Annotated in this window: 21 protein-coding genes and 2 pseudogenes; 15 read left to right on the top strand and 8 right to left on the bottom strand. The window is 68.3% G+C overall.

The window, feature by feature from the left end; genetic code table 11:
* Window positions 1-237 precede the first annotated feature (237 nt).
* From IE263_RS12880 to IE263_RS12850, 7 genes are all read left to right on the top strand, one after another.
* Window positions 238-741 (top strand): flavin reductase family protein, encoded by a 504-nt coding sequence (locus IE263_RS12880; protein WP_189935588.1) that lies wholly within the window; start codon window positions 238-240, stop codon window positions 739-741.
* A 37-nt stretch (window positions 742-778) separates the two neighbouring features.
* A complete protein-coding gene (hpaB, locus tag IE263_RS12875) occupies window positions 779-2,230 on the top strand; it encodes a 4-hydroxyphenylacetate 3-monooxygenase, oxygenase component (protein WP_189935586.1) in 1,452 nt (483 codons plus the stop codon).
* Window positions 2,231-2,245: 15 nt separating this feature from the next.
* The gene (locus IE263_RS12870; RefSeq protein ID WP_189935583.1) at window positions 2,246-3,703 is read left to right on the top strand and encodes a fumarylacetoacetate hydrolase family protein; all 1,458 of its coding nucleotides are present in this window, start codon (window positions 2,246-2,248) and stop codon (window positions 3,701-3,703) included.
* Window positions 3,700-4,659 carry a 4-hydroxy-tetrahydrodipicolinate synthase gene (gene dapA / locus IE263_RS12865; protein ID WP_189935581.1) on the top strand — a complete coding sequence of 320 codons (960 nt, stop codon included), beginning with the start codon at window positions 3,700-3,702 and terminating at the stop codon, window positions 4,657-4,659. Before IE263_RS12870 ends, dapA begins: the two co-directional genes overlap by 4 nt.
* Window positions 4,656-6,143: a 5-carboxymethyl-2-hydroxymuconate semialdehyde dehydrogenase gene (hpaE, locus tag IE263_RS12860; RefSeq protein WP_189935579.1), complete on the top strand. Its 1,488-nt coding sequence runs from the start codon at window positions 4,656-4,658 to the stop codon at window positions 6,141-6,143. The genes dapA and hpaE overlap by 4 nt, the downstream gene beginning before the upstream one ends.
* Entirely contained in the window at window positions 6,140-7,141 is a 1,002-nt protein-coding gene (gene hpaD / locus IE263_RS12855; protein WP_189935577.1) for a 3,4-dihydroxyphenylacetate 2,3-dioxygenase, read from the top strand. Before hpaE ends, hpaD begins: the two co-directional genes overlap by 4 nt.
* A 239-nt stretch (window positions 7,142-7,380) precedes the next feature.
* Window positions 7,381-8,094, top strand: a complete 714-nt coding sequence (locus tag IE263_RS12850) for a GntR family transcriptional regulator (RefSeq protein ID WP_189935574.1) — start codon at window positions 7,381-7,383, stop codon at window positions 8,092-8,094.
* Here the strand turns inward: IE263_RS12850 and IE263_RS12845 are convergent, their stop codons facing one another.
* From IE263_RS12845 to IE263_RS12820, 6 genes are all read right to left on the bottom strand, one after another.
* On the bottom strand, window positions 8,095-8,829 hold the full coding sequence (locus IE263_RS12845; RefSeq protein WP_189935572.1) for an SDR family NAD(P)-dependent oxidoreductase: 735 nt from the start codon (window positions 8,827-8,829) through the stop codon (window positions 8,095-8,097).
* Window positions 8,830-8,872: 43 nt separating this feature from the next.
* The gene (locus tag IE263_RS12840) at window positions 8,873-10,090 is read right to left on the bottom strand and encodes an acyl-CoA dehydrogenase family protein (protein ID WP_189935570.1); all 1,218 of its coding nucleotides are present in this window, start codon (window positions 10,088-10,090) and stop codon (window positions 8,873-8,875) included.
* A 10-nt stretch (window positions 10,091-10,100) separates the two neighbouring features.
* On the bottom strand, window positions 10,101-11,804 hold the full coding sequence (locus IE263_RS12835; RefSeq protein ID WP_229910946.1) for a class I adenylate-forming enzyme family protein: 1,704 nt from the start codon (window positions 11,802-11,804) through the stop codon (window positions 10,101-10,103).
* Window positions 11,805-12,016: 212 nt separating this feature from the next.
* Window positions 12,017-12,886 (bottom strand): fumarylacetoacetate hydrolase family protein, encoded by an 870-nt coding sequence (locus tag IE263_RS12830; RefSeq protein WP_189935568.1) that lies wholly within the window; start codon window positions 12,884-12,886, stop codon window positions 12,017-12,019.
* Window positions 12,887-12,953: 67 nt separating this feature from the next.
* Complete coding sequence (locus IE263_RS12825) at window positions 12,954-13,139, bottom strand: hypothetical protein (RefSeq protein WP_189935566.1); 186 nt, start codon at window positions 13,137-13,139, stop codon at window positions 12,954-12,956.
* Between the two features lie 82 nt (window positions 13,140-13,221).
* A complete protein-coding gene (locus IE263_RS12820) occupies window positions 13,222-13,764 on the bottom strand; it encodes a flavin reductase family protein (protein WP_189935565.1) in 543 nt (180 codons plus the stop codon).
* Between the two features lie 330 nt (window positions 13,765-14,094).
* Between IE263_RS12820 and IE263_RS12815 the strand changes: the two genes are divergently transcribed.
* The 6 genes from IE263_RS12815 to IE263_RS12790 all read left to right on the top strand — a co-directional run bounded on the left by IE263_RS12815 (window position 14,095) and on the right by IE263_RS12790 (window position 20,172).
* Window positions 14,095-14,697, top strand: coding sequence for a cysteine hydrolase family protein (locus IE263_RS12815; RefSeq protein WP_189935563.1), 603 nt, complete (start codon window positions 14,095-14,097; stop codon window positions 14,695-14,697).
* Window positions 14,698-14,748: 51 nt separating this feature from the next.
* Entirely contained in the window at window positions 14,749-15,609 is an 861-nt protein-coding gene (locus IE263_RS12810; protein ID WP_189935561.1) for a cupin domain-containing protein, read from the top strand.
* A complete protein-coding gene (locus IE263_RS12805) occupies window positions 15,606-16,823 on the top strand; it encodes a DUF3500 domain-containing protein (protein ID WP_189935559.1) in 1,218 nt (405 codons plus the stop codon). The genes IE263_RS12810 and IE263_RS12805 overlap by 4 nt, the downstream gene beginning before the upstream one ends.
* A gap of 31 nt (window positions 16,824-16,854) precedes the next feature.
* On the top strand, window positions 16,855-17,922 hold the full coding sequence (locus IE263_RS12800; RefSeq protein ID WP_189935557.1) for an LLM class flavin-dependent oxidoreductase: 1,068 nt from the start codon (window positions 16,855-16,857) through the stop codon (window positions 17,920-17,922).
* Between the two features lie 16 nt (window positions 17,923-17,938).
* Complete coding sequence (locus tag IE263_RS12795) at window positions 17,939-18,826, top strand: NADP-dependent oxidoreductase (protein ID WP_189935555.1); 888 nt, start codon at window positions 17,939-17,941, stop codon at window positions 18,824-18,826.
* 155 nt (window positions 18,827-18,981) lie between these two features.
* Complete coding sequence (locus tag IE263_RS12790) at window positions 18,982-20,172, top strand: acyl-CoA dehydrogenase family protein (protein WP_189935553.1); 1,191 nt, start codon at window positions 18,982-18,984, stop codon at window positions 20,170-20,172.
* A gap of 211 nt (window positions 20,173-20,383) precedes the next feature.
* Here the strand turns inward: IE263_RS12790 and IE263_RS12785 are convergent, their stop codons facing one another.
* Together IE263_RS12785 and IE263_RS12780 are read right to left on the bottom strand one after the other, a co-directional pair.
* Window positions 20,384-21,208 carry an alpha/beta fold hydrolase gene (locus tag IE263_RS12785; protein WP_189935551.1) on the bottom strand — a complete coding sequence of 275 codons (825 nt, stop codon included), beginning with the start codon at window positions 21,206-21,208 and terminating at the stop codon, window positions 20,384-20,386.
* 236 nt (window positions 21,209-21,444) lie between these two features.
* Window positions 21,445-21,765: pseudogene (locus tag IE263_RS12780) on the bottom strand (acyl-CoA dehydrogenase family protein); the annotation flags it as partial.
* A 9-nt stretch (window positions 21,766-21,774) separates the two neighbouring features.
* Between IE263_RS12780 and IE263_RS48420 the strand changes: the two are divergent.
* Together IE263_RS48420 and IE263_RS12770 are read left to right on the top strand one after the other, a co-directional pair.
* Window positions 21,775-21,981, top strand: a pseudogene (locus tag IE263_RS48420) (LysR family transcriptional regulator); the annotation flags it as partial.
* Window positions 21,951-22,820, top strand: a complete 870-nt coding sequence (locus tag IE263_RS12770; protein WP_189936265.1) for an aldehyde dehydrogenase family protein — start codon at window positions 21,951-21,953, stop codon at window positions 22,818-22,820. The pseudogene IE263_RS48420 and the gene IE263_RS12770, both read left to right, overlap by 31 nt.
* Window positions 22,821-22,865: the final 45 nt, after the last annotated feature.

Below are 22,865 nucleotides of genomic sequence, written 5' to 3'. Positions count from 1 at the left end.
AAGCATCTCCGAAACGGTACGTCTAGTATCGGGACGCTATAAATTCCGACTCCGTCGAGACGCCCCGGGCTTCCCAAGAGTGGCCGACGCAGGTACCGTCGCTAAATAATCAAAGCTTTGATTACATGCTCTGCCAGGATCTCGCGCGCTTCGTCCCCGGCCTGCCGGACCAGCGCCGTCCCCCCCCCCGGCCTCCGGGGAGCGCACAGCCGGCGATCGACTCAAGGAGTCCTCCTCATGTCCCAAGCCCTCGCCCCTCCCAGCCCCGGCGCCCTGCGCGCCTGCATGTCCCGGTTCGCCACGGGCGTCACCGTCGTGACGTACGCGGGCGAGGACGGTTTCCGGGGCGCGACCATGAACTCCTTCACGTCCGTCTCCGCCGATCCCGCGCTGGTGCTCGTCAGCGTCGCCCGACGCGCCCGCTGCCACGACCAACTGATCGACAGCCCCTTCTGCGTCAACATTCTCGGTGCCGAACAGGAGCCCCTGGCCCGGCTGTTCGCCGGGGCACAGGGCGCCGCCGAGCCCCGCTGGGCGACCGGGGCCCGGGTGCCCCGCCTCATGAACCCCCTGGCATGGGTGGAGTGCGAGCCCTGGCGGGCGTACGACGGCGGTGACCACACCCTCGTCGTCGGCCGCGTCACCGACCTCGGCCACCGCGACGGCGACGCCCTCACCTACGCCTGGAGCCGCTTCGGCACCGCGGCCGAGTCCACCGACGGCATCGAACACCTCATCTGAACCCGACCCCGCTGATCACCTCCCCAGGAGAACCACCATGGCCGCACGCACCGGCAAGGAATACCTGGAGCGCCTCGCCGCCTCCCGCCCCACCGTCCACATCCAGGGCGAGACCGTCACGGGCGGCATCCAGGACCACCCCGCCTTCCGCAACGTCGTCCAGACCTACGCCGAACTGTTCGACCTCCAGCACTCGGACGAGCACAAGGACGTCCTCACCTACACCTCGCCCACGTCCGGCGAGCCGGTCGGCACGTCCTTCCTCACCCCGAAGACCCCGGACGACCTGGTCAAGCGCCGCAAGGCGTTCAAGGTGTGGGCCGACCACAGCAACGGCATGCTCGGCCGCACCGGCGACTACATGAACAGCTCCCTCATGGCGCTCGCCTCGGCCGCCGACTGGTTCGCCCAGGCGAACCCGGCCTTCGGCGAGAACATCCGCCGCTACTACGAGAAGGTCCGCGAAGAGGACCTGCTGTGCACGCACACGCTGATCCCGCCGCAGGTCAACCGGTCCGTGGCCGGCACCCAGCAGGCCGGCGGCAAGCTGGCCGCGCGGATCGTGAAGGAGGACGACAACGGCGTCGTCATCCGCGGTGCGCGCATGCTCGCCACCATCGCCCCGTTCGCCGACGAGATGCTGGTGTTCCCCTCGACCGTGCTGCGCGGCACTCCCGAGGACAAGCCGTACTCCTACGCCTTCGCCATCCCCAACGACACCCCCGGCCTGCGCTACATCGCTCGCGAGCCCCTCGACTACGACCGTCCGCGCCACGACCACCCCCTCGGCTCGCGCTTCGAGGAGTCGGACTGCGTGGTCGTCTTCGACGACGTCCACGTGCCCTACGAGCGGTGTTTCGCCCTCGGCGACGCCGAGCTGTGCAACGGCTTCTACTCGCAGACCTCGTCCGTGGTGCACATGACCCACCAGGTCGTCACCCGCACCACCGCCAAGACCGAGTACATCCTCGGCCTGGTCTCGCTGCTGACCGAGGCCATCGGTATCGAGCAGTTCCAGCACGTCCAGGAGGACATCGCCGAGATCATCACCACGCTGGAGATGCTGCGGGCCTTCCTGCGCGCGGCCGAGGCGGACGCCGAGGTCAACGAGTACGGAGTCCTCACCCCGGCTTTCGCCCCGCTCAACGCCGCCCGCAACCTCTACCCCAAGCTCTACCAGCGCTTTCCGCAGATCCTGCGCAAACTCGGCGCGTCCGGCCTGATGGCCACCCCGACCGAACTCGACATCCAGGGCCCCGCCGCCGCCGACATCGAGGCGTACCTGCAGTCGGCCACCCTGACCGGCCCCGAGCGCGTCAAGCTCTTCCGCCTGGTGTGGGACACCTGCATCTCGGCGTTCTCCAGCCGCCAGGCGCTGTACGAGTACTACTTCTTCGGTGACCCGGTGCGGATGGCCGGCGCGTATGTGAAGAGCTACGACCGTGAGCCGTACAAGGCCAGGGTCCAGGCCTTCCTCGACCGCGCCTGATCCCGGGCGGACGACATGACGCACCCGCTCGGAAACCCCCCGTCGAAGATCATCGCTCTGCATCTCAACTACCCCAGCCGCGCCAAGGAGCGCGGCCGGATCCCCGCCCATCCCTCCTACTTCCTCAAGCCACCCTCGTCGTTGGCGGGCACCAAGGAGGCGCTCGTCCGCCCCGAGGGATGCGAACTCCTCGGCTTCGAAGGCGAGATCGCCCTCGTCATCGGCTCGCGCGCGCAGCGAGTGAGGCCCGAGGACGGCTGGCAGTACGTGCGCTGGGTGACCGCAGCCAACGACGCGGGTGTGTACGACCTGCGGTACGCCGACCGCGGCTCCAACCTCCGCTCCAAGGGCGCAGACGGCTTCACACCGGTCGGGCCGCGACTGCTGGACGCACGCCGACTCGACCCGGCCGCCCTCCGGTTGCGGACCTGGGTCAATGGCGAACTGGTCCAGGACGACACCACGGACACCCTGCTGTTCCCGTTCGGCGAGCTGATCGCGGACCTGTCGAGGCAGGTCACCCTGGAGCCGGGGGACGTCATCCTCACCGGTACGCCGGCCGGAGCCTCCGTGGTCGCCCCCGGTGATGTGGTCGAGATCGAGGTGTCCGGCAACGGGCTGTCCACCGGACGCCTGCGCAATCCCGTCGCCGCCGGCCCCGCCCTGGAGCCGTACGGGGCGATGCCCAAGGCCGATCCGGCGGAGCGCGAGGCCGCGTACGGGACGGCGTACACTCCCGCGCCCCTGCTGGACAAGCGGGTTGAGGAGGGACTGCGCTCGGTCGCCGTCGCCACCCTCAGCGCACAACTCCGTGCTCGCGGCCTGCTGCACATGTCCATCGACGGCGTCCGCCCCACGCTGCCGGACCGGACCATGGTCGGCGTCGCGCACACCCTGCGCTACCTGCCGCTGCGCGAAGACCTCTTCAAGAGGTACGGCAACGGCATGAACGCCCAGAAGCGGGCGATCGAGGAGCTGCGGCCGGGCCACGTGCTCGTCATGGACGCCCGCCGCGACACCTCCGCGGGGACCCTCGGTGACATCCTCGCGCTGCGTGCCCAGATGCGTGGGGCGGTCGGGGTCGTCACCGACGGCGGCCTGCGCGACAGCGCCGCGGTCACCGAGCTCGGCCTGCCCGTCTACCACGGCGGGGAGCACCCCTCCGTCCTGGGCCGCCGCCACGTCCCGTGGGACACCGGCGTGCCCATCGCCTGCGGCGGCGCCCTGGTGCAGCCCGGCGACCTGATCGTCGGTGACGCGGACGGTGTCGTGGTCGTACCACCCGAGCTGGCCGAGGAGCTGATCGCCGACTGCCGGGAGCAGGAGCTGCGGGAGCGCTTCATCACCGAGCAGGTGAGTGCCGGGCACAGCGTCGACGGGCTGTATCCCCTCGGTCCCGACTGGCGCGAACCGTTCGAGCAGTGGCGCCGCAGCCAGGACCCCTCACAAGCCTCGCAAGGAGAATCCGCATGAAGTTCCGCAGTGACCCGTCCGCCATCCGCGGATCCATCGCCCCGGTCGTCACCCCGTTCACCGACGAGGGCGCCGTCGACCACGACAGCCTGCGCTCCCTGATCCGCTTCCAGCTGGACTCCGGTTCGCACGGCATCTCGCTCGGCGGTTCCACCGGCGAGCCCAGCGCGCAGACCGTCACCGAGCGGATCGCCGCGATGCGTACGGCCGTCGAGGAGATCGGCGACCGGGTGCCCTTCCTGCCCGGCACCGGTTCGCACAAGCTGAGCGAGACCCTCGAACTGACAGCCGCCGCCCAGGATCTGGGCGCGGACGCGGCCCTGGTGATCACCCCCTACTACGCGCGCCCCACCCAGGAGGCGCTGTACCAGTGGTATGCCACGGTGGCCCGGGAGTTCCCGGACCTGCCGATCGTCGCCTACAACGTGCCCTCCCGCACCGCGGTCGACATCGCCCCCGAGACGGTGAAGCGGCTGTTCACCGACTTCGACAACTTCGTCGGAGTCAAGGAGACCACCAAGGACTTCGAGCACTTCTCCCGCGTGCTGCACGCCTGCGGCCGCTCGCTTCTGGTGTGGTCCGGCATCGAGCTCCTGTGCCTGCCGCTGCTCGCCCTGGGCGGCGCCGGCTTCGTCAGCGCCGTGGCCAACCTGGCGCCGGGCGCCGTGGCCAGGATGTACGAGCTGTGGGAGGCGGGAGACGCCGAAAGCATGGCCGGCGCACGGGACCTGCACTACCGCCTGCACCCGCTGGTGGACCTGCTGTTCGTGGAGACCAACCCGGCCCCGGCGAAGTGGGTCCTCGCCCAGCAGGGACGGATCGCCTCGCCTCACGTACGGCCGCCGCTCATCACGCCCACCGCCCCGGGCCTGACCCGTATCCGCGCCCTCCTCGCCGACGGCGGGGACCTGACGCAGCAGCTCGGAACGCAGCAGCAGAACGGAGCCGACAAGTGAGCACCGCCCCCGAGGGCCTGCCCTCGACCATCCGGCACTGGATCGGTGGCGAACTCGTCGACGCGGCCGACGGCCGCACCTTCGACGTCACCGACCCGGTGTCCAACACCGTCTACACACAGGCCTCACGCGGTGCGCGGGACGACGTCCAGCGGGCCGTCGAGGCGGCGCAGGCCGCCTTCCCCGGCTGGTCGTCCATATCCAACCGTGAGCGCGCCCGCGTCCTGTACCGCATCGCCGACGCCGTCGAGGCCCGCCACGACCGCCTCGCCCGCTTCGAGTCGTACGACTCGGGGCTGCCGATCACCCAGGCCAAGGGCCAGGCCCGGCGCGCCGCGGAGAACTTCCGCTACTTCGCCGACGTCATCGTCGCACTCGGGGAGGAGGCCTTCCGGCAGGGCGAGGAGCAGTTCAGCTACGTCGTCCGCACCCCGGTCGGGGTCGCCGGCCTGATCACCCCGTGGAACACCCCGTTCATGCTGGAGAGCTGGAAACTCGCGCCGGCCCTCGCCTCCGGCTGCACGATCGTCCTCAAGCCCGCCGAGTGGACGCCCCTGTCGGCTTCGCTCTGGCCGGAGATCTTCGCCGAGGCGGGTGTGCCGGCCGGAGTCGTGAACATCGTCCACGGCATCGGTGAGGAGGCCGGGCAGGCCCTCGTCGACCACCCGGACGTGCCCCTGATCTCCTTCACGGGCTCGACCGACACGGGCCGCCACATCATCCGTTCCTCGGCCGAGCACCTCAAGACCACGTCGATGGAGCTGGGCGGCAAGTCCCCGGTCGTCGTCTTCGCCGACGCCGACCTCGAAGCGGCCCTGGACTCCGTGGTCTTCGGCGTGTTTTCGCTCAACGGCGAGCGCTGCACAGCGGGTTCCCGGGTGCTCGTCGAGCGCTCGCTGTACGAGGAGTTCACCCGCCGCCTCGCCGAGCGGGCCGAGCGGGTCAAGGTGGGCCCGCCCTCCGACCCCACCACCGAGGTGGGGGCACTGGTCCACACGGAGCACTACGAGCGCGTCCTGAACTACGTCGAGATCGGCCGGAAGGAGGCCCGGCTGGTGGCGGGTGGCGCCCGCCCTGACCACCTCACCGAGGGCAACTACCTCCAGCCGACCGTGTTCGCCGACGTGTCCCGTGACGCCCGTATCTTCCAGGAGGAGATCTTCGGCCCCGTCGTGGCCGTCGCGCCCTTCGACGACGAGGCCGAGGCGATCGAGTTGGCCAACGCCACCCAGTTCGGCCTGGCCGCCTACATCTGGACCTCGGACCTCAAGCGCGGCCACCGCATCGCGCACGCCGTCGAGTCCGGCATGGTCTGGGTCAACTCCCACAACGTCCGCGACCTGCGCACCCCCTTCGGGGGAGTCAAGGCCTCCGGCGTCGGCCGCGAGGGCGGCGCCCACAGCATCGACTTCTACACCGAGTCCAAGATCGTCCACGTCGCGCTCGGCGACGTCCACACCCCTCGATTCGGAGCCGCCTCATGAGCACCCCGGCACCCGACGTCGTCCGCTCCGCCTACGCCCAACTGGCCGTCACGGACCTGGCCAAGGCCCGCTGGTTCTGGGTGGACATGCTCGGATTCCACGTCCAGTACGAGAATGCCGACTCGCTCTACCTGCGTGGGACCGACGAGCTCACTCATCACTCCCTCGTGCTGCGCAAGGGTGACATCGCCGCGCTCGACCACCTCTCCTACCGCGTCCGCACCACGGAGGACGTCGACAAGGCGGAGAAGTTCTTCACCGAACTCGGCCGCCCCGTCAAGCGGTTGAAGAAGGGCGAGGGCACGGTCGGAGTCGGAGACGCCGTACGCGTCGTCGACCCGCTCGGCTTCCCGGTCGAGTTCTTCCACGAGATCGAGCGTGGTGAGCGCCTCATCCAGCGTTACGACCTCCACCGCGGCGCCCAGATCGCACGCCTCGACCACTTCAACATCTGCACCCCCGACATCCCCGCCGCATACGCCCACTACAGGTCCCTCGGCTTCGGCTGCTCGGAGACCATCGAGGGTGACGAGCACGAGCTGTACGCCGCCTGGATGTACCGCAAGCAGACCGTCCACGACGTGGCCTTCACCGGTGGCGCGGGCCCCCGCCTGCACCACCTCGGGGTGGCCACCCACGAGTCCCACCAGGTGCTGCGGACCGCCGACATCTTCGGCGCGCTGCACGAGGAGAAGCACATCGAGCGCGGGCCTGGCCGGCACGGCGTCTCCAACGCCTTCTACGTCTACCTGCGCGATCCCGACGGCCACCGGGTGGAGATCTACACCTCCGACTACTACACCGGCGACCCGGACCACGAGACGTACCGGTGGAACGTCCACGACGACCGCCGCCGCGACTTCTGGGGCAACGCGGTGATCGAATCCTGGTACAAGGAGGCGACCCCGGTTCTCGACCTCGACGGGCGGCAGCAGCCGGTGAGCAGCTCCCTGCTGGACGAGTCCGCCGTCCAGGTGGGGGCCGACGGACTCGGCTGACCGCGTGGAACATCAAGTCGAAGGCGCAGCGGCCTTTTTGGCCTACCGGTTCTCGCTGACCGCGATGTGGGACATGAGTTCCCACGCGGTGGGGGGCGAGTCCGGTAGTGCCACGTGGAGACGCGGAGCGATATCATAGTTTGGTCGGCGGGAAAGCCGTAGTTCGAACGAATTGCAGTGCCGAAAAGTCGGCTGCGGAGTCCGTCCCGTGTACACGGATCTTCGCTTATAATACCGCCATGATGATGAAGGGGGACGACAGGCAGAGCAAGGCGCGGCCGATGAGCGACAAGGCCTATGAGACGCTCCGCGAGGCCATCGTGAGCTGCGAACTGGCGCCGGGGGCATGGATCAAGGCGTCCGAGCTCGCGGAGTCGCTCGGCCTGGGCCGGACGCCGACGATGCAGGCGCTGCAGCGCCTGGAGGCGGCCGGGTTCGTCCGCCCGGTGAAGCGCAAGGGCTGGCAGGTCACGCCGATGACGCTGCAGAGCGTCCAGGACATCCTCGAAGCCTTCGAACTGACCGCCCCGTCGCTGGTGGTGTTGATCATCCGCAACGCCACTGACGAGCAGATCGCCACGTTGGGTGAAAAGGTGATCAGGTCGGCGCCGGGACGTCCCGCGACTGAAGTCAAGCCTGATTTGAAGGCAGCCCCGATCCGTTACCTCGTCCAGATTTGCGGCAATCCGGTAATGACGGAAATGGTGCTGCCCTTGGCGACGCATATGGAACGAGTTCTCAGTTTCGGACTGCTGCATGATGATAATTTCCTGGACCCCGCTTACGTCCGCTGGCGCAACGTCCTTTTGGACGCTATGGCGGCCCGCGATGAGAAACGTGCACGGGAGGCGGTCCTCAAAGTGATCCACGTCGGCGCGACGGAGATCAACCGGATTCTTCAGGGCGCACAGTCCATCCGGTCGGTTCCCCTGAACATCGAACGCGCCTCCTGATCAGATCGAGATCCCGCCGTCGACAGGCAGTACGACGCCGGTGACGTATCCCGCTTCCTGGGAGGCGAGGAAGCCCACCGCGGCGCACATCTCGGAAGCGTCGCCGAACCTGCCCAGCGGGATGCCTGAGGCCAGTTCGGCCTTCTTGTCCTCCGGGATGGAGGCGACCATCCGGGTCTCGGCGTTGGGGGAGATCGCGTTGACGGTGACTCCGAACCGGGCCAGTTCCTTGGCCGCGGTCCTGGTGAACCCGATGATGCCCGCCTTGGCGGTGGCGTAGTTCGCCTGACCGGTGTTGCCGTGCAGGCCCGTGTAGGAGGTGACGTTGACGACGCGGCCGTAGCCCCGGGCGCGGAAGTGCGGAACGCAGGCGCGGGTCAGTCGGAAGGTGCCGCCGGCGTGGACGGCCAGGACGCTCTCCCAGTCGTCGTCCGTGAGCTTCCACAGGACCTTGTCGCGCAGGATTCCGGCGTTGTTGACGATGATGTCGATCCGGCCGGTCTCGGCGATGACCTGCTCGACGGCCTGGTCGATGTCCGCGGTGCTGCTGACGTCACCGGGGATGGCTCGTGCTCCGACCTCGGCCGCGGCCTTGCGGACTTCCTCGCCGTCGTAGTCGATGAGGAAGACGTCGGCACCGGAGTCCGCGAAGAATCGGCCGAGTTCGAGACCGATACCTCGCGCACCGCCGGTCACGATCACGGACTGGCCGGTGAAGTCGAACGACAGGTTCATCGCGAGCTCTCTCCTGAGAACGGGTGAAGTGTCAAGGTCCGACTCACGGGGTATTCGGCGCGAACCGGCGGAGTTCGCGGCGCGCGAGGGACATCTTGTGGACCTCGTCGGGCCCGTCCGCGATACGCAGCATCCGCGCCTGGGCGTAGAGCTCGGCGAGGGGAAAGTCCTGGCTCACGCCACCGCCGCCGTGAGCCTGGATCGCGTGGTCGATGACCCAGGTCGCCATCCGCGGTGCGGCCACCTTGATGCCCGAGATCTCGATCGCCGCGCCGCGGTTGCCGACGGTGTCCATCAGCCAGGCCGTCTTCAGCACCAGCAGGCGGGTCGTCTCGATACGTATGCGTGCTTCCGCCACCCAGTCCTGGAAGATGCCCTGCTCGGCGAGCGGTTGACCGAAGGGGATGCGCTCGTGGGCTCGGGTGCACATCAGGTCGAAGGCACGTTCCGCCATGCCGACCAGGCGCATGGCGTGGTGGATCCGGCCGGGGCCGAGGCGCGCCTGGGCGATCGCGAAACCGCCGTGCAGCTCGCCCAGGAGGTTCCCCCGAGGGACCCGGACGTCGTCGTAGACGATCTCGGCGTGACCGCCGTGACCGCTGTCGGAGTATCCGAACACACTGGTCGATCGCAGGACTTCCACTCCGGGAGTGTCGAGCGGGACCACGACCATGCTGTGGGTGCGATGGCGTTCTCCGCCCGGGTTCGAGCGGCCCATCACGATGGCGACCTTGCAGGCGGGGCTCATCGCACCGCTGGACCACCATTTGCGGCCGTTGATCCGGAACCCGTCTTCGTCCTCGGTGATCCGGGTATCGATGTTGTTCGCGTCGGAACTGGCGACCTGGGGCTCGGTCATCGAGTAGACGGAGCGGATCTCACCGTCGAGCAGGGGCTCGAGCCACCGCTTGCGAACGGACGGCGTGGCGAACTGCGCGAGGATCTCCATGTTGCCGGTGTCGGGCGCGGAGCAGTTCAGCGCTTCCGGCATGATCCACGGGCTGCGGCCGGTGATCTCGGCGACATGCGCGTACTCGAGGTTGGTCAGGCCGGCGCCCCGCTCTCCGGGAAGGAAGAGGTTCCACAGACCACGGTCACGGGCGGCCTTCTTGAGCTCGGCCATGACCGGCGGGGTGTCCCACGGCCCGATCTCGGTCTTCTGCTGCGCGTAGACCGGTTCCGCGGGGATGACGAACTCGTCCAGGAATCGGGTGGCCCGTAGCTTGAGATCCCGGATCTTCTCGGTCTCCGTGAAGTCCATGGTTGCTCTGTCACGTCCTCTTGTCGGCGGGCTCAGGGCCCGTGCCTGCCTGTGGTGGGCTGTCGCGGAGTTGCCGCCGCAGGATCTTTCCCGTCGCGGTCTTGGGGAGCTCGTCGACGATCTCGACGAGGCGGGGGTACTTGTAGGCCGCCATGTTGTCCTTGGCGTACCGGATGAGTTCTTCCGGCGCCGCCGTCGCGCCGGGCTGCAGCGAGACGAAGGCTTTGACGGTCTCGCCGCGGTAGGAGTCGGGGACTCCCACCACGGCCACCTCCCGGATCGCCGGGTGGGTGTACAGCAGATCCTCGACTTCTCGTGGCCACACCTTGTACCCGGAGGCGTTGATCATGTCCTTCTTGCGGTCGACGAGGTAGAACCAGCCGTCCGCGTCCATGAAGCCCACGTCGCCGGTGCGCAGTTCGCCGCCGGGAAAGGCCGCCGCGGTTTCCTCGGGCCGATTCCAGTAACCGGGGACCACCTGGGGGCCGCTGATCGCGATCTCGCCGACCGCGCCGACCACGCATTCCTCGCCGTCGTCGTCCAGGACGCGGGCGACGGTGCCGAACAGCGGCACCCCGATGGACAGCGCACCCGACGTCGGGTCGACCGGCGCCTTGGCGCCGAGTGGTGTCCCGTGGGTCGGCGAGTTGGTCTCGGTCAGCCCGTAGATGTTGTGGATGTAGATCCCGGTCTTGGCCTGGAAGGCGTCATTGACGGCGGGCGCGATCGGCGCGCCACCGGAGTACACGATCCGCAACGACGAGAAGTCCTCTGCCGGCTTGTTCGACTCTTCGGCGAGCCGGGTGAGCGCGGTGATCGCGGCGACTGTGAAGGTCGGGCGGTGTTCGCGCAGCGCGTCCAGCATGACCGCGGGATGGAAACGATGGGTGAGCACAAGCGGGCAGGCCAGCAGCAGCGACAGACCGACATGGCCGACCAGACCGGTGATGTGGAACAGCGGGGCGATGCCGAGCACACTGTCGGCCGAGGTGAGGCCGAGCCACTCGCGGAAGTTGTAGCAGCCGTACACCATCGTGAGGTGGGTGTTCATCGCGCCCTTGGACCGGCCGGTGGTCCCCGACGTGTAGGTCAGCACCGCGATGTCATCCGGTTGCGGGGGCACCACGCCGGGGCGGCGTCCGTCATGGACCTCGATGAGTGACAGCAGGTCGAGCGTGCCGTCGGCGGCGGGCAGGCGTGGTGTCTGCAGCACTCGTTCGTCGTTGCGGGCCTGCCAGTCCAGTTCGGAGGTGGTGATCACCGTTTCGACGCTCGTCCGCCCGGCGGCGATGACATCCCGCGCGATATCCCGGTACAGGCTGTCCAGGCAAAGAAGTGCCTTCGCGCCGGAGTCGGCGAGCAGGTACTCCAGTTCCCGGGCCTTGTTCATCGGGTTGATGGCGACCGCGGCGCCGCCGGCCTTCCACGCCCCGAGCAGACCGATGACGAAGCCCGGATCGTTCTGCACGTAGACGGCCAGCCGGTCGCCGCGCTGGAAACCGCTCTCCAGGAGGACCAGCGCGAGCGCGTCGGACGCCTGGTCGAGTCGGCCGGTGGTGACCTCGCCGTCGAAGTAGCGGAGCGCGACCTGATCGGGTGCGCGCGCGACGGACGCGCGGAACAACTCGAGCATGGTGTGGTGCTCGGGCTCGATACTGGCCGGCTGACCTGGGCGGTAGTGGGCCAGCCACGGCAGGTCTTGGTATGTGTTCACCTGAGGCCCTCCGGGGCTACTGAGGTTTCAATACCGCTGAAGAGAGATGTCACCCGGTCGAGGTTGTCCTCAGATGTGCCGGGCGGCAGGCCTCGCGCCATATGGTCCTTTGGCGATGGGTCAGGCGGGACGGTCGGAGACGGAACGACTGCCGTGCTGGCGCGCGGCAGTCGCAGAATGCCGCTCCGCTCGCTGATCACCTTGGCCGCGGTTCACCGCGAGTCCTCCCGCGCTGCCACGACCTCGTTCCGGAGGATCCCGACCCCCGACACCTCGATCTCGGTCACGTCGCCGGGCGCAAGGAGACGCGGCGGGTTCGCGGCCAGTCCGATACCGCCCGGAGTTCCGGTGGCGATCACGTCGCCGGGAGCCAGGGAGGTGAACCCGGTGACATACCCCAGAATCGCCGTGAAATCGAAGACGAGTTGGTCCAGTGTGGCGTCCTGCCGCAGCTCGCCGTTGACCCGGGTGGTGAGCCGTACCGATCCGAGGTCGTCGAACTCGTCCATCGTGACCAGGTACGGACCGAAGGAACCGACGCCGCGGAAGTTCTTGCCGGGCAGCCACTGGCTGTTGTGCAACTGCCAGTCCCGTGCGCTCAGGTCGTTGTAGCACGACAGTCCCGCGATCGCCGCCCGTGCGTCGGCGTCCGTCTCGATCACCGACACATGACGTCCGATGACGATCGCGACCTCTCCCTCGTAGTCCAGCTGCCTCGTGTTCGGCGGATGGACTACGGGCTGTTCGTGTCCGACCTGGGTGTCGGCGAAGCGGCTGAAGACGGTGGGGTGCTCGGGCTTGTCGACGTGCCCCGTCTCCTCGCGGTGGTCGACGTAGTTGACGCCCACACAAAGGATCTTCGCCGGGTCCGGGACCGGCGGGAGGTACTCGATCTCGGCCAGCGAGTGGGTGGCCTCGCGGCCCGCGCTGAGCCGCTCCAGTCGGCCCGTGAGATCGCGTTCCAGGAGTTCTCGGATCGAGGTGGCCTCTCCGCCGAGTGTCTCGGCGCCGTCGATGACGCCGTCGGCCGCGAGGACGCCGAACGACACCTTGTCGCCGATGCGATACGTGAGCAGCTTCATCGGTGCTTCTCCTCATGGATTCCTGGCCGGAAGCGAGCGGGACGAGTCACGCCGAGTCGCGGCCTGATCAGGCGCTCTTGCCATGCGTGCGGACGTGATCCGCGTCAGGTGTCCGCCCGAGCCCGTGCTCTTCGACCGCGGCGCGCAACCGCGCCGTGTCGAGGCCGACGACTTCGACGTGGAACCGCCCTGAGTCGTCGGAGTCCTCCCGTGAGACCGGCCGGTCGGGGTCATCGGTGATACGGACGAACATCTGCGATTCTCCCTGCACTGTGAGCCGCGACGCGCTGTCAGCCGCGACCGACGCACCCAACGTCCGGCGAGGTTCAGGGCGTTCAAGCCGCGGCCGGCCCGGCGGCGGCCGTATAGCGGCGACGGTGGAACACCAGCGGTATCTCCCCCGGTACCGCATCGAGGTCGGCGACCTCACCGATGACGATGAAGTGGTCCCCGGCCTCGTGCAGGGTCGTGATCCGGCAGTCGATCCACGCCGCCACTCCCTCCAGCACCGGCGAGCCGGTCACCGGTGCCGGACGCCAGGACAGGCCGGCGAACTTGTCGGCGCCACTCGTGGCGAACGCCTGGGAAACGTGCTGCTGGTTCACGGTCAGCACGTTCGCGCAGAAGGCGCCGGCCTGTCGTATCCGTGGGAAGCTGGTCGACGTCGCCGCGGGCAGAAACCCGACCAGTGGTGGATTCAACGACACCGCGAGGAAGCTGCCGACGGCCAGCCCGACCGGCTCGCCGCGGTCCATGGCGGTCACCACGACAACGCTGGTGGGCACCGCGGAGAGGACCTCGCGGAAACGGGTGGCTTCCAGGGGCGCCTTGCTCCCGGCAGAGCGGCTCTGTGAGGCCGGCGATGATGTCCATGCCATTGTGGGTGTCCTTTTCCGGTCAGGCGGGGACCAGGTCGTCGCTGAAGGCGCGCACGGCAGGCAGCACCTCGGCGGCGAACAGTTCCCTGCTGCGGCCCAATTCGAGTGGGAGCCTCCTGGATCGGCTCTCGGCGGCCGGACCGCAGGTACCGCAGCCATGCGCGAACCGTCCGGCGACGTCCTTGGGGAGCCAATGTGAACGTAACATAGACATGTCTAACTTGAGAATAAACATTTCTATTGACAGTTGAGATCTGTCGTGTTGCGATCTGAAACATGGTTGCTCAGCGGTCAATCGGACGCCCGCGGGCCTGCCAGTCGGAGGACACCATGACCGAGTTCGATCCAGCCCGTACCGCCGTGATCAACATCCATTGGCAGTACGACATCGTGACGCCCGAGGGTGCTTTCGGACCGTTCTTCGCGGAGGGCGTGCAGCGGCACGGCGTCATCGCCAAGAACGGGCTGTTCACCCGGGCGGCCCGAGCGGCGGGAGCCTCCGTGATCCACATCCGGACGGCCTTCCGGCCCGGCTACACCGATCTGATCATCAACTGCCCTCTGCTGGCCCTGGTGGAAGAGCGCAAGGCCCTCGTCGACGGAACGCGCGGCGCTGATCTCATCGAGGAACTCAGCCCCGAGCCCGGCGAGTTGGTCATCACCCACACCCGCCTCACCGGCTTCCACGGCACCGACCTCGACGGGATCCTGCGCGGGAAGGGCATCGACACCGTCGTCCTCTCCGGGGTCGCCACCGACCACTCCGTCCAGGGCACCGCCCGCGAGGCGGTCAACCACGGCTACCGCAGCCTCATCGTCTCCGACGCGTGCTCGGCGGCCAACGACGAGGCGCACCAGGCCGCCCTGGACACCTTCACGCTGCTGGGCGAGAACGTCACCACCCAGGACGTCGTGGCCGCCTTCTCCCGATAAGCCGCGCACACCACGAGAACCAGAACCACACCAAGACGCAGGAGTAGGCCGATGTCGCCCGTCACACCGCCGACCCGCATGCAGTACATCCGCCCCTTCGACCCGGACCAGGCCATCGACACGGGGTTCCCCGGCTACCGCGCGCAGTTCCTCTCCCATCTGGAGAGCGCGATCCTGATCAACAGCCACATCGAGGAAGGCGGATGTGGCCCCGGTCTGCACTACCACCACGTCGACCAGCTTTACTACCTGGTCGAGGGAACCATGAACGTCCAGCTGGGGCACGAGGTCCAGCACATCAGTGCCGGCACCCTCGTGTTCATCCCGGCGGGGCTGGCACACCGCAACTGGAACGACGGGCCGGGCGCCGAGACCCACTTCGAGATGCTGATCCCCGCTCCCGGGCCGATGGCTCAGCTGGCGTACATGGTGGACTCTCCCGACGACGTACCGGCCTCCCACCGCACCGACCACCCCGGCTACACCCGGCGAGTCGATCCCGACACCCTGGACGAGCCGATGCCGGGTCTCAAGATGGTCGCTCTGGCCGGCCCCGCGACCGGCGCGCGGCACACCGTCGTCAACTACATGGAAGTCGCTCCCGGCGGGGCCGGGCCGGGCACCCACATCCACGCCTTCGACCAGTACTACCTGGTGCTGGAGGGGGAACTGACCGTCGAGGTCGCTCTGGAGAAGCATGTCGTCGGCCCCCGCACGCTGGTGGTGCTGCCCGCCGGCGTACCGCACCGGCAGTACAACGCGGGCACGGTGGCAGAGAAGCACATCTCGGTTCTCTCACCCGCGCCGGAGCCGGTGAAGCCCTGGGACAGCGGTGTGGACTTCAGCGCCAACGGCGACGACGCCACCGGCCCGCAGTCCGTCTTCGAGGAGATCGGAGCGCGGCGGTCATGACCGATCTGCACGGTGGGTACCGGCCGCGCCCGGAGCGCCTGGCGTTGAAGCGGGGCGCGGTGGACTTCTCCGACGACGCCGGTGTGGCTGCGATCATGAAGCTCGTCGCGGGCGCGGAGCTGCCGCCGGTGGCGGAGACCGCCGACGATCCCTTCGTGGGGATCACGACCGACGGGCAGCCCCTGACCGACCTCTTCACCCTGGCCGACGAGGGTGCCCCGACCGAGCAGGCGGTGCACAACGCACGGGGTTATCTGGATCAGCTCACGGCAGCGCAACAGGCGCTTGGCGTGCTGCCGGTCGACGCCACCGAATGGCGGATGTGGTCCAACGCGTTTCTGACGTTCCCCGAACACGGCCTTCTGTTGCAGGAGTTGCCCGGGACCGCGCGTGACGCGGCGCTGTCGGTGATCGAAGCCACCATCAGCCCCGAAGGCTACGAGCTGCTGCGCGAGGCGATGCGTCTCAACGCCGAACTGGGCAAGTTCGTCGGCAAGTACCCGGACACACTCACCGAGTACTGCTACCGGTTCACCCTGTTCGGCGAGCCGTCGCTCAAGCAGCCGTGGGGCTGGCAGCTGGCGGGTCACCACATCGATCTTCACGCGCTCTTCATCGGCGGCCAGTTGGTGCTCACACCGACCTTCCTCGGCGTGGAGTTCGGCGGTGAGGCCGTGTTCTCCGACCATCGCGAGCGCGCCCGGGAGTTCATGGACTCCCTGAGCGCGGCGCAGCGCGACCGGGCCCTGCTGTACGGCTCGATGCTGTCCGCGGACCTTCCCCCCGAACTGTCCGGCATCGTGGACGGCCGCCACCGCGCGGCAGCGGGCCGGGACAACCGTGTGCTCCCCTATGTCGGGTTGGAGGGCGACCGGCTGACCCCGGGCCAGCGGGAGCTGCTGTTGTCGCTCACCGACCCCTATCTGGAGACCCTGCCCCGAGAGCCTCGTGCGCACCGCCGCAACCAGATCGAGCGCTTCCTCGACGACACCCACCTGGGATGGATCGGGACGTGGGAGCCCGGCGCGCCCTTCTACTACCGGGTGCACAGTCCGGTCGTGCTGATCGAGTACGACAACCACGCCGGCATCTTCCTCGACAACGACGAACCGGAGCCGTACCACGTGCACACCATCGTGCGCACCCCCAACGGCGGCGACTACGGCAAGGACCTGCTGCGCCAGCACTACGCACACCAGCACCCCACCACGTGACGGAGTAACGCGTTACGGAAGGAGAACCGCCATGGACGTCGGTTTTCTGTTCAACATCCGCCGTCACCCCGAGGAACAGCGCAGCCTGCAGCAGGTCTACCAGGACCACATCGACGATGTCGTCCACGCCGAGCGGCTCGGATTCACCCACGCCTGGGCCGGCGAACACCACTTCGCCTGGGACCAGGCGACGCCCGGACTGTTCCCGGTGCTGGCCGCGGTGGCCCAACGGACCAGCCGGATCCGCATCGGCACCCATGTGACCGTGCTGCCCTACCACCATCCGCTCCGGGTCGCCGAGGACGCCGCGGTACTCGACATCCTCTCCGGGGGCCGATTCGAACTCACGGTCGGCGCCGGGTCGTTCTACGAGGAGTTCCGCTCCTACGACGTCGACGCAGCCGAACGTTTCGGCCGCCTCTACGAGGGGCTGGACATCATCCTCAAGTGCTTCACCGAGGACGAGTTCAGCCACGAGGGCAAGTACTTCACCTTCCCCGACGTGCGGATGACCACCAAACCGCTGCAGGAGAGGCTGCCCGTCTGGGTCGCCGCCAGCGGTCCCGTCGGAGTGAAGCGTGTCGCGCGCCGAGGACTGAACATCGCCGGCGCCTCCGCGTTCGGTCCGCAGCTCATGGAACTGTTCGACAGCGAGCTGCGCGCCCACGGGCACAACCCCGCCGACCACGGGTCAGGGCTCCTGTCCATGGTGCACGTCGCCGACGACGAGGACCGGGCGTGGGCCGAGGCCGCCCGCGGAGTCCACCACTGGCTCACCTTCCTCGCCGGCCATGAATGGGTCGGCCTGGAATTCACCGGCGGCAGACTCGACGTGCCCGAACCCGCCCCACTGCGCGACTGGGCCGCCAACTCACCGATCCCGTACCACGTCGGCACGCCCGACCAGGTGGCGGAATCCCTGCTCAAGCGGGTCCGGTCGGCGCGTAACACGAACCTCGCCCTGTCCTTCCGCCAGGTGTTCATGGACACGGCCGCGGTCCGCCGCTCCATGGACTTGTTCGCCGAACACGTCCTGCCCGAACTCCGGGCCTGGCAGCACCCCACGAACACCGCCGACCTTCAGGTAAATGATCAATGAGTTCAGGAGACATGCCATGCGTGCTGCAGTAGTGAACAGCTTCGGCGGACCCGAGGCCGTGGAGATCGTGGACACCGACGTTCCGGAGCCGACGGCGCGAGAAGTGCGGATCAAGGTGGCCGCGGCCGCGCTGAACCCGTGCGACGTCGCGGCGCGGTCCGGGGTCTACGGGGGAGAGGGGCAGCAGATAGGGCTCGGCTGGGACGTCGCCGGGACGATCGACGCGGTCGGCGAGCAGAGCGGCTGGAACGTCGGCGACAACGTCGTGGCGCTCCTCTTCGGCCTGGTCAAGCCGCTGGGCACCCATGCCGAATACGTCGTCGTACCCGCGGACGCCGTCGCCAAGGCGCCCACGACGGTGGACTCGGCGCACGCCGCGACTCTGCCGCTGAACACACTGACCGCGCTCCAGGCCCTGGACCTCCTGGAGTTGACGGAGGGGCAGTCGCTCCTGGTGACCGGCGCCGCGGGCGCGGTCGGCGCGTACGCCGTGCAACTCGCCGCCCGCCGCGGGCTCGTGGTGACGGGGCAGGCGCGGGAAGGTGACGAGGAGTTCGTACGGTCGCTCGGGGCGGCGCACGTCACGAGCGGGGAGCCGAAGAGCGTCGACGCGGTTCTCGACGCGGCGGTCCTCGGTGAGCAGGCCCTCGCATGGGTGCGGGACGGCGGCGCCTACGTCGGTCTCCTGCCGCCCCTGCTGCCGCCGGCGGAGCGTGGCGTGCGGACCAGCGCCATCGAGGTGAACGCCGACGGGGCGAGTCTGGCCGAGCTGGTCCGGCTCGCGGACGAGGGGGCGCTGACCCCTCGGGTGGCCGGGACCTACGTCCTGGAGGACGCGGTCAAGGCGCACGCCCGGTTCGCGGAGGGCGGGGTGCGGGGGCGGTTGGTGCTGCTGCCCTCGTAGGGCTTGGTCCTCCGCCCCCTTGATGGCCTGGCGGATCTCCTGCCCGGCCCGGGGATTCGCCCGCCGGGACACCGGCCGGGCACGTGTCTCAGATCGCATGACAGAAAGGTTCGGCCGAGCCGAACACAGCGCCGTTCCCACGGATCGAGGTTCCTATGACCACCATTTCTGACCTGTCTGACGTTGCCGGCGCCGACTCCGCCGCCGGCCGCGACCGGCTGCTCGCCGCCCTGGACGCGAGTGCCGACGCGCTCCAGGTCGAAGGCCCGGCGTGTGACGACGCAGGCATGCTCACGGATCGCACGATGGAGTTGCTGCGAGACAGTGGCCTCAGCTGGATGTATGTCAGCAAGGACCTGGGTGGCCTGGCGTTGACTCCCAGCGACTCAGCCCAGGTCCTCGAACGCTTCGCCTACATCGACGGGTCGATCAGCTGGACAGGAGGAATCTTCGCGGGCGTCGGCTACCTCACGGCGTTCTTCGACAAAGCCGTCGAGAAATCACTTCTGGCCGACGGGGTGCCGAACTTCTCCGCGACCGCCTACCCCAGCGGACGCGCCGTCCGGGTCGAGGGCGGCTACCGGCTCACCGCTTCCTACTCGTACTGCAGCGGGCTTCCGAACGCGGACTATGTGCTCTGCAACTCCCTGGTCTTCGATGGCGACCAGCCCGTCCCCGGCCCTCCGTTCATGTTCCTCGTACCGGCCTCGGCGACCACCCTCCGGGGCAACTGGGACACGATCGGGCTCCGCGGCACCGGCTCCGTCGACTTCACCGTGACCGACTACTTCGTTCCGGATCACCATGCCGTCCCGCTGTTTGGCGACACCGCAGCCGGCCTGCTGGCAGTGGTTCATCTCGGGCGCCAGACGTGGGCGTCCGGCACCACCCGTCGACTCCTCGACGAGATCGCCGCCTTCGCGAGCCGTGAACCCAAGCCGGGAGCGACCCGGCTCGCGGACAACCCGGTTTTCCGCACCGAGTACGCGGACTTCGAACTGGCCTACCGCTCCGCTCGCGCATTCGGGGCCGAAGTCTTCGCCGAGATGGACGCCACGGTGGCACGTGGGGAGCCCCTCAGCCGTCGGCAGACCACTCTGCTCGCCGGCGCCAGCGTGCACATGCACGACATCTGTCGGGATCTCGCCCTGTGGGCGTTCAACAAGGGCGGAGGCACCGCACTGCGCGCCGGAACGCTTCAGCGCGTCATCCGCGACGCCATGTCCGGTTGTCAGCACGCGGTGATCAGCCGCAGCCAGCTGCCGGACATCGGTCATGAACTCATCGGCGCGCCGCCGGAGCTGCAGTGGATGGGAACGGCACTTGTCCTGCCTCCCGGTCTGTGACAGCGCCCGTCCATGAAGTGGCGGCCTGATCAGTGACAGGACTGGCGACGTTCCGTACTCGACGTGCGGGCGTCGCCTTTTCTGATCGCGCGTGACGGTGCGTCGCGTGTCCGGCGCGATGTCACTGGAGCGCCCGGGGCCGTGCGCCGAAGTGGGCGGTTAGTTCGGGATCCCGAACTAACCGCCCACTTTCATGGCGCTATGGCGTGACTCACGGGGTGACGAGGGTGGCGTCCGGGGGAAGCTGGAAGTCCGATCCGCGAGCGAGGAAGTCCGCGATGAGGGCGGCCAGATCCTCGGCGCGGTCGCCCTGCACGTCGTGCGCGGCATCGTGAAGGAGGACGAAGCTGCAGTCGGGCATGAGACGGGCGAAAGTGCGTCCGTTCTGGGGCGGTATGAAGCCGTCCTTGTCGCCGAACACCACAAGGGTGCGAACGGAGCTTCCAGGCAGACGTTCGGTGATCTGCTGCGAGTAGTCGGGGTTCGCTCCCTCGAGCCTGGAGATCAACGCGAACATCCGAGCCTGGGATTCGGGGTGAGGCGGTTCGAAGACCGGGGGCCGCTCGGGGTGGACGCGAACCTTGCGCAGGGCTTCCTCAGGCGTGACGTCCGCCTGTGATGAAGGGTCGACACCTTCGCGGAAGGTACCGGGTGCCTCGAGGACCAGTGAGGCCACCCGTTCTGGGTGATCGAGGGCGATGTTGAGGGCAACGTCGCCGCCGAGCGTGCTTCCGAGCAGGTGGAAGCTTTTCAGTCCGAGGTCCTGGGTCGCCTGGTAGACGGTGTCGGCCAGTTCGCTGAGTGTTCGGTCGCGGCCGTCGTCGGGCTCGTCGCCCCATCCGGGTAGCGCGAACAGGATGACGTCGTACTTCTCGGCGAGGCGGTCCAGCATGGGGGAGAAGCGGAAGCCGGCGGCGCTGTGGATGACGACGAGGGTGTCGCCGTCACCAGCGCGGAAGTATCGAATGGGGTGGCCGTCGGCTTGGGCGATGCCTTCGGTGAAGGCGGAACCGTACTTTGCGGATGCGGATGTCATGGGGCCAACTTTCGATCACATGGAAGCTGGGTGATCCTGCTCGGGAATCCTCGGGGCCGGCCGTCGTCCCGACGACGGGTCCCCCCTGGAGTAGACGGCCTCAGAGGCCTCGTAGGCCTCATTGAGACATGTTTAAATGACCGTACGTAAATATTTCAATGCGTCTCTACAGGTGTCAAGCATCTGACGGGCTGCCGTGGCGGATCACAGGTCTGTTCTCTCGAAGACCCGCTGCGTCAGCCGTCCAGCCCTCCGCGCTTGACGAGCTGGCTCGCGATGACGTTGCGCTGGATCTCGTTCGTGCCCTCGCCGACGATCATCAACGGGGCGTCGCGGAAGTACCGTTCGACGTCGAACTCGGTGGAGTAGCCGTAACCGCCGTGGATGCGAACGGCGTTGAGCGCGATCTGCATCGCGGTCTCGGAGGCGAAGAGTTTGCTCATGCCCGCCTCCATGTCCACGCGGCGGCCCTCGTCCGCCTCCCGTGCCGCGTACAGGGTGAGTTGCCGCGCCGCGGTCAGTGAAGTCGCCATATCGGCCAGGTAGTTGCCGATCGTGATGCCCCCATGCGTGGCTCGGATGGCGGCGGAAGGGAGAACGTCTTGGACATCAAGCAGCTCAAGGCGATCGTCACGGTCGCCGAGGTGGGCAGCGTCACGCGCGCCGCGGAGCTGCTGCGCCTGGTGCAGCCCGCGGTCACCCGGCAGATCCGCACCCTGGAGCAGGAGCTGGGCGCCCCTCTCTGCGAACGGACAAGGACGGGCATGCGGCCCACCGAGGCCGGGGCGATCATGGTCGACCGGGCCCAGCGCGCCCTGAACGAGCTGGAGCGGGCCCGCGCCGAGGTGCAGCCGACCCCGGAGCCGCCGGCGACTTCAAGCACGTCAGCCTCGAACTCGGCGGCAAGTCCCCCAACATCGTCTTCGCCGACGCCGACCTCGACGCCGCGGTCAACGGCGCCGTCTCCGGCATCTTCGCCGCCACCGGGCAGACCTGCATCGCCGGTTCCCGGCTACTGGTGCAGGAGAGTGCGCACGACGAAGTGGTGGGCGGGCTCGTGGAGTTGGCGGGCACCGCGCGCATGGGCGATCCCATGGACGAGGCCACCCAGGTCGGCCCCATCACCACCCCCACCCAGTACGCCAAGGTCCTCGACTACATCGAGATCGCCCGGCAGGAGGGCGCCCGACTCGTCCTCGGCGGCAAGGCCGCCGACCGGGGCGGCTGGTTCGTCGAACCCACCGTCTTCACCGGCGTGAGCAACGGCATGCGCATCGCCCAGGAAGAGATCTTCGGCCCCGTCCTGTCCGTCATCCCCTTCAAGGACGAGGACGAGGCGGTGGAGATCGCCAACGACAGCCGCTACGGCCTCGGGGCCGGCGTGTGGACGAGCGACATCTCCCGTGCCTTCCGCATGGCCGACCGCATCCGCTCCGGCACCGTCTGGGTCAACACCTACGGCGCGGTCAGCTACCTGGCTTCCTTCGGCGGCTTCAAGGACTCCGGCATCGGACACGAGAACGGCATCGTCGCCCTCACCTCCTACCTGGAGGACAAGACCGTCTGGATCAACACCGGCGCGCCCGCCGGCAACCCCTTCGTCCTGCGCTGAGAGAACCTGCGGCGGCCGACAGGGACAGAAGGACAGACGCACAGA

Origin of the sequence: Streptomyces aurantiogriseus (assembly GCF_014649375.1) — a bacterium.
Lineage (GTDB): Bacteria > Actinomycetota > Actinomycetes > Streptomycetales > Streptomycetaceae > Streptomyces > Streptomyces aurantiogriseus.
This window is presented reverse-complemented; position numbering and strand designations above follow the sequence as displayed.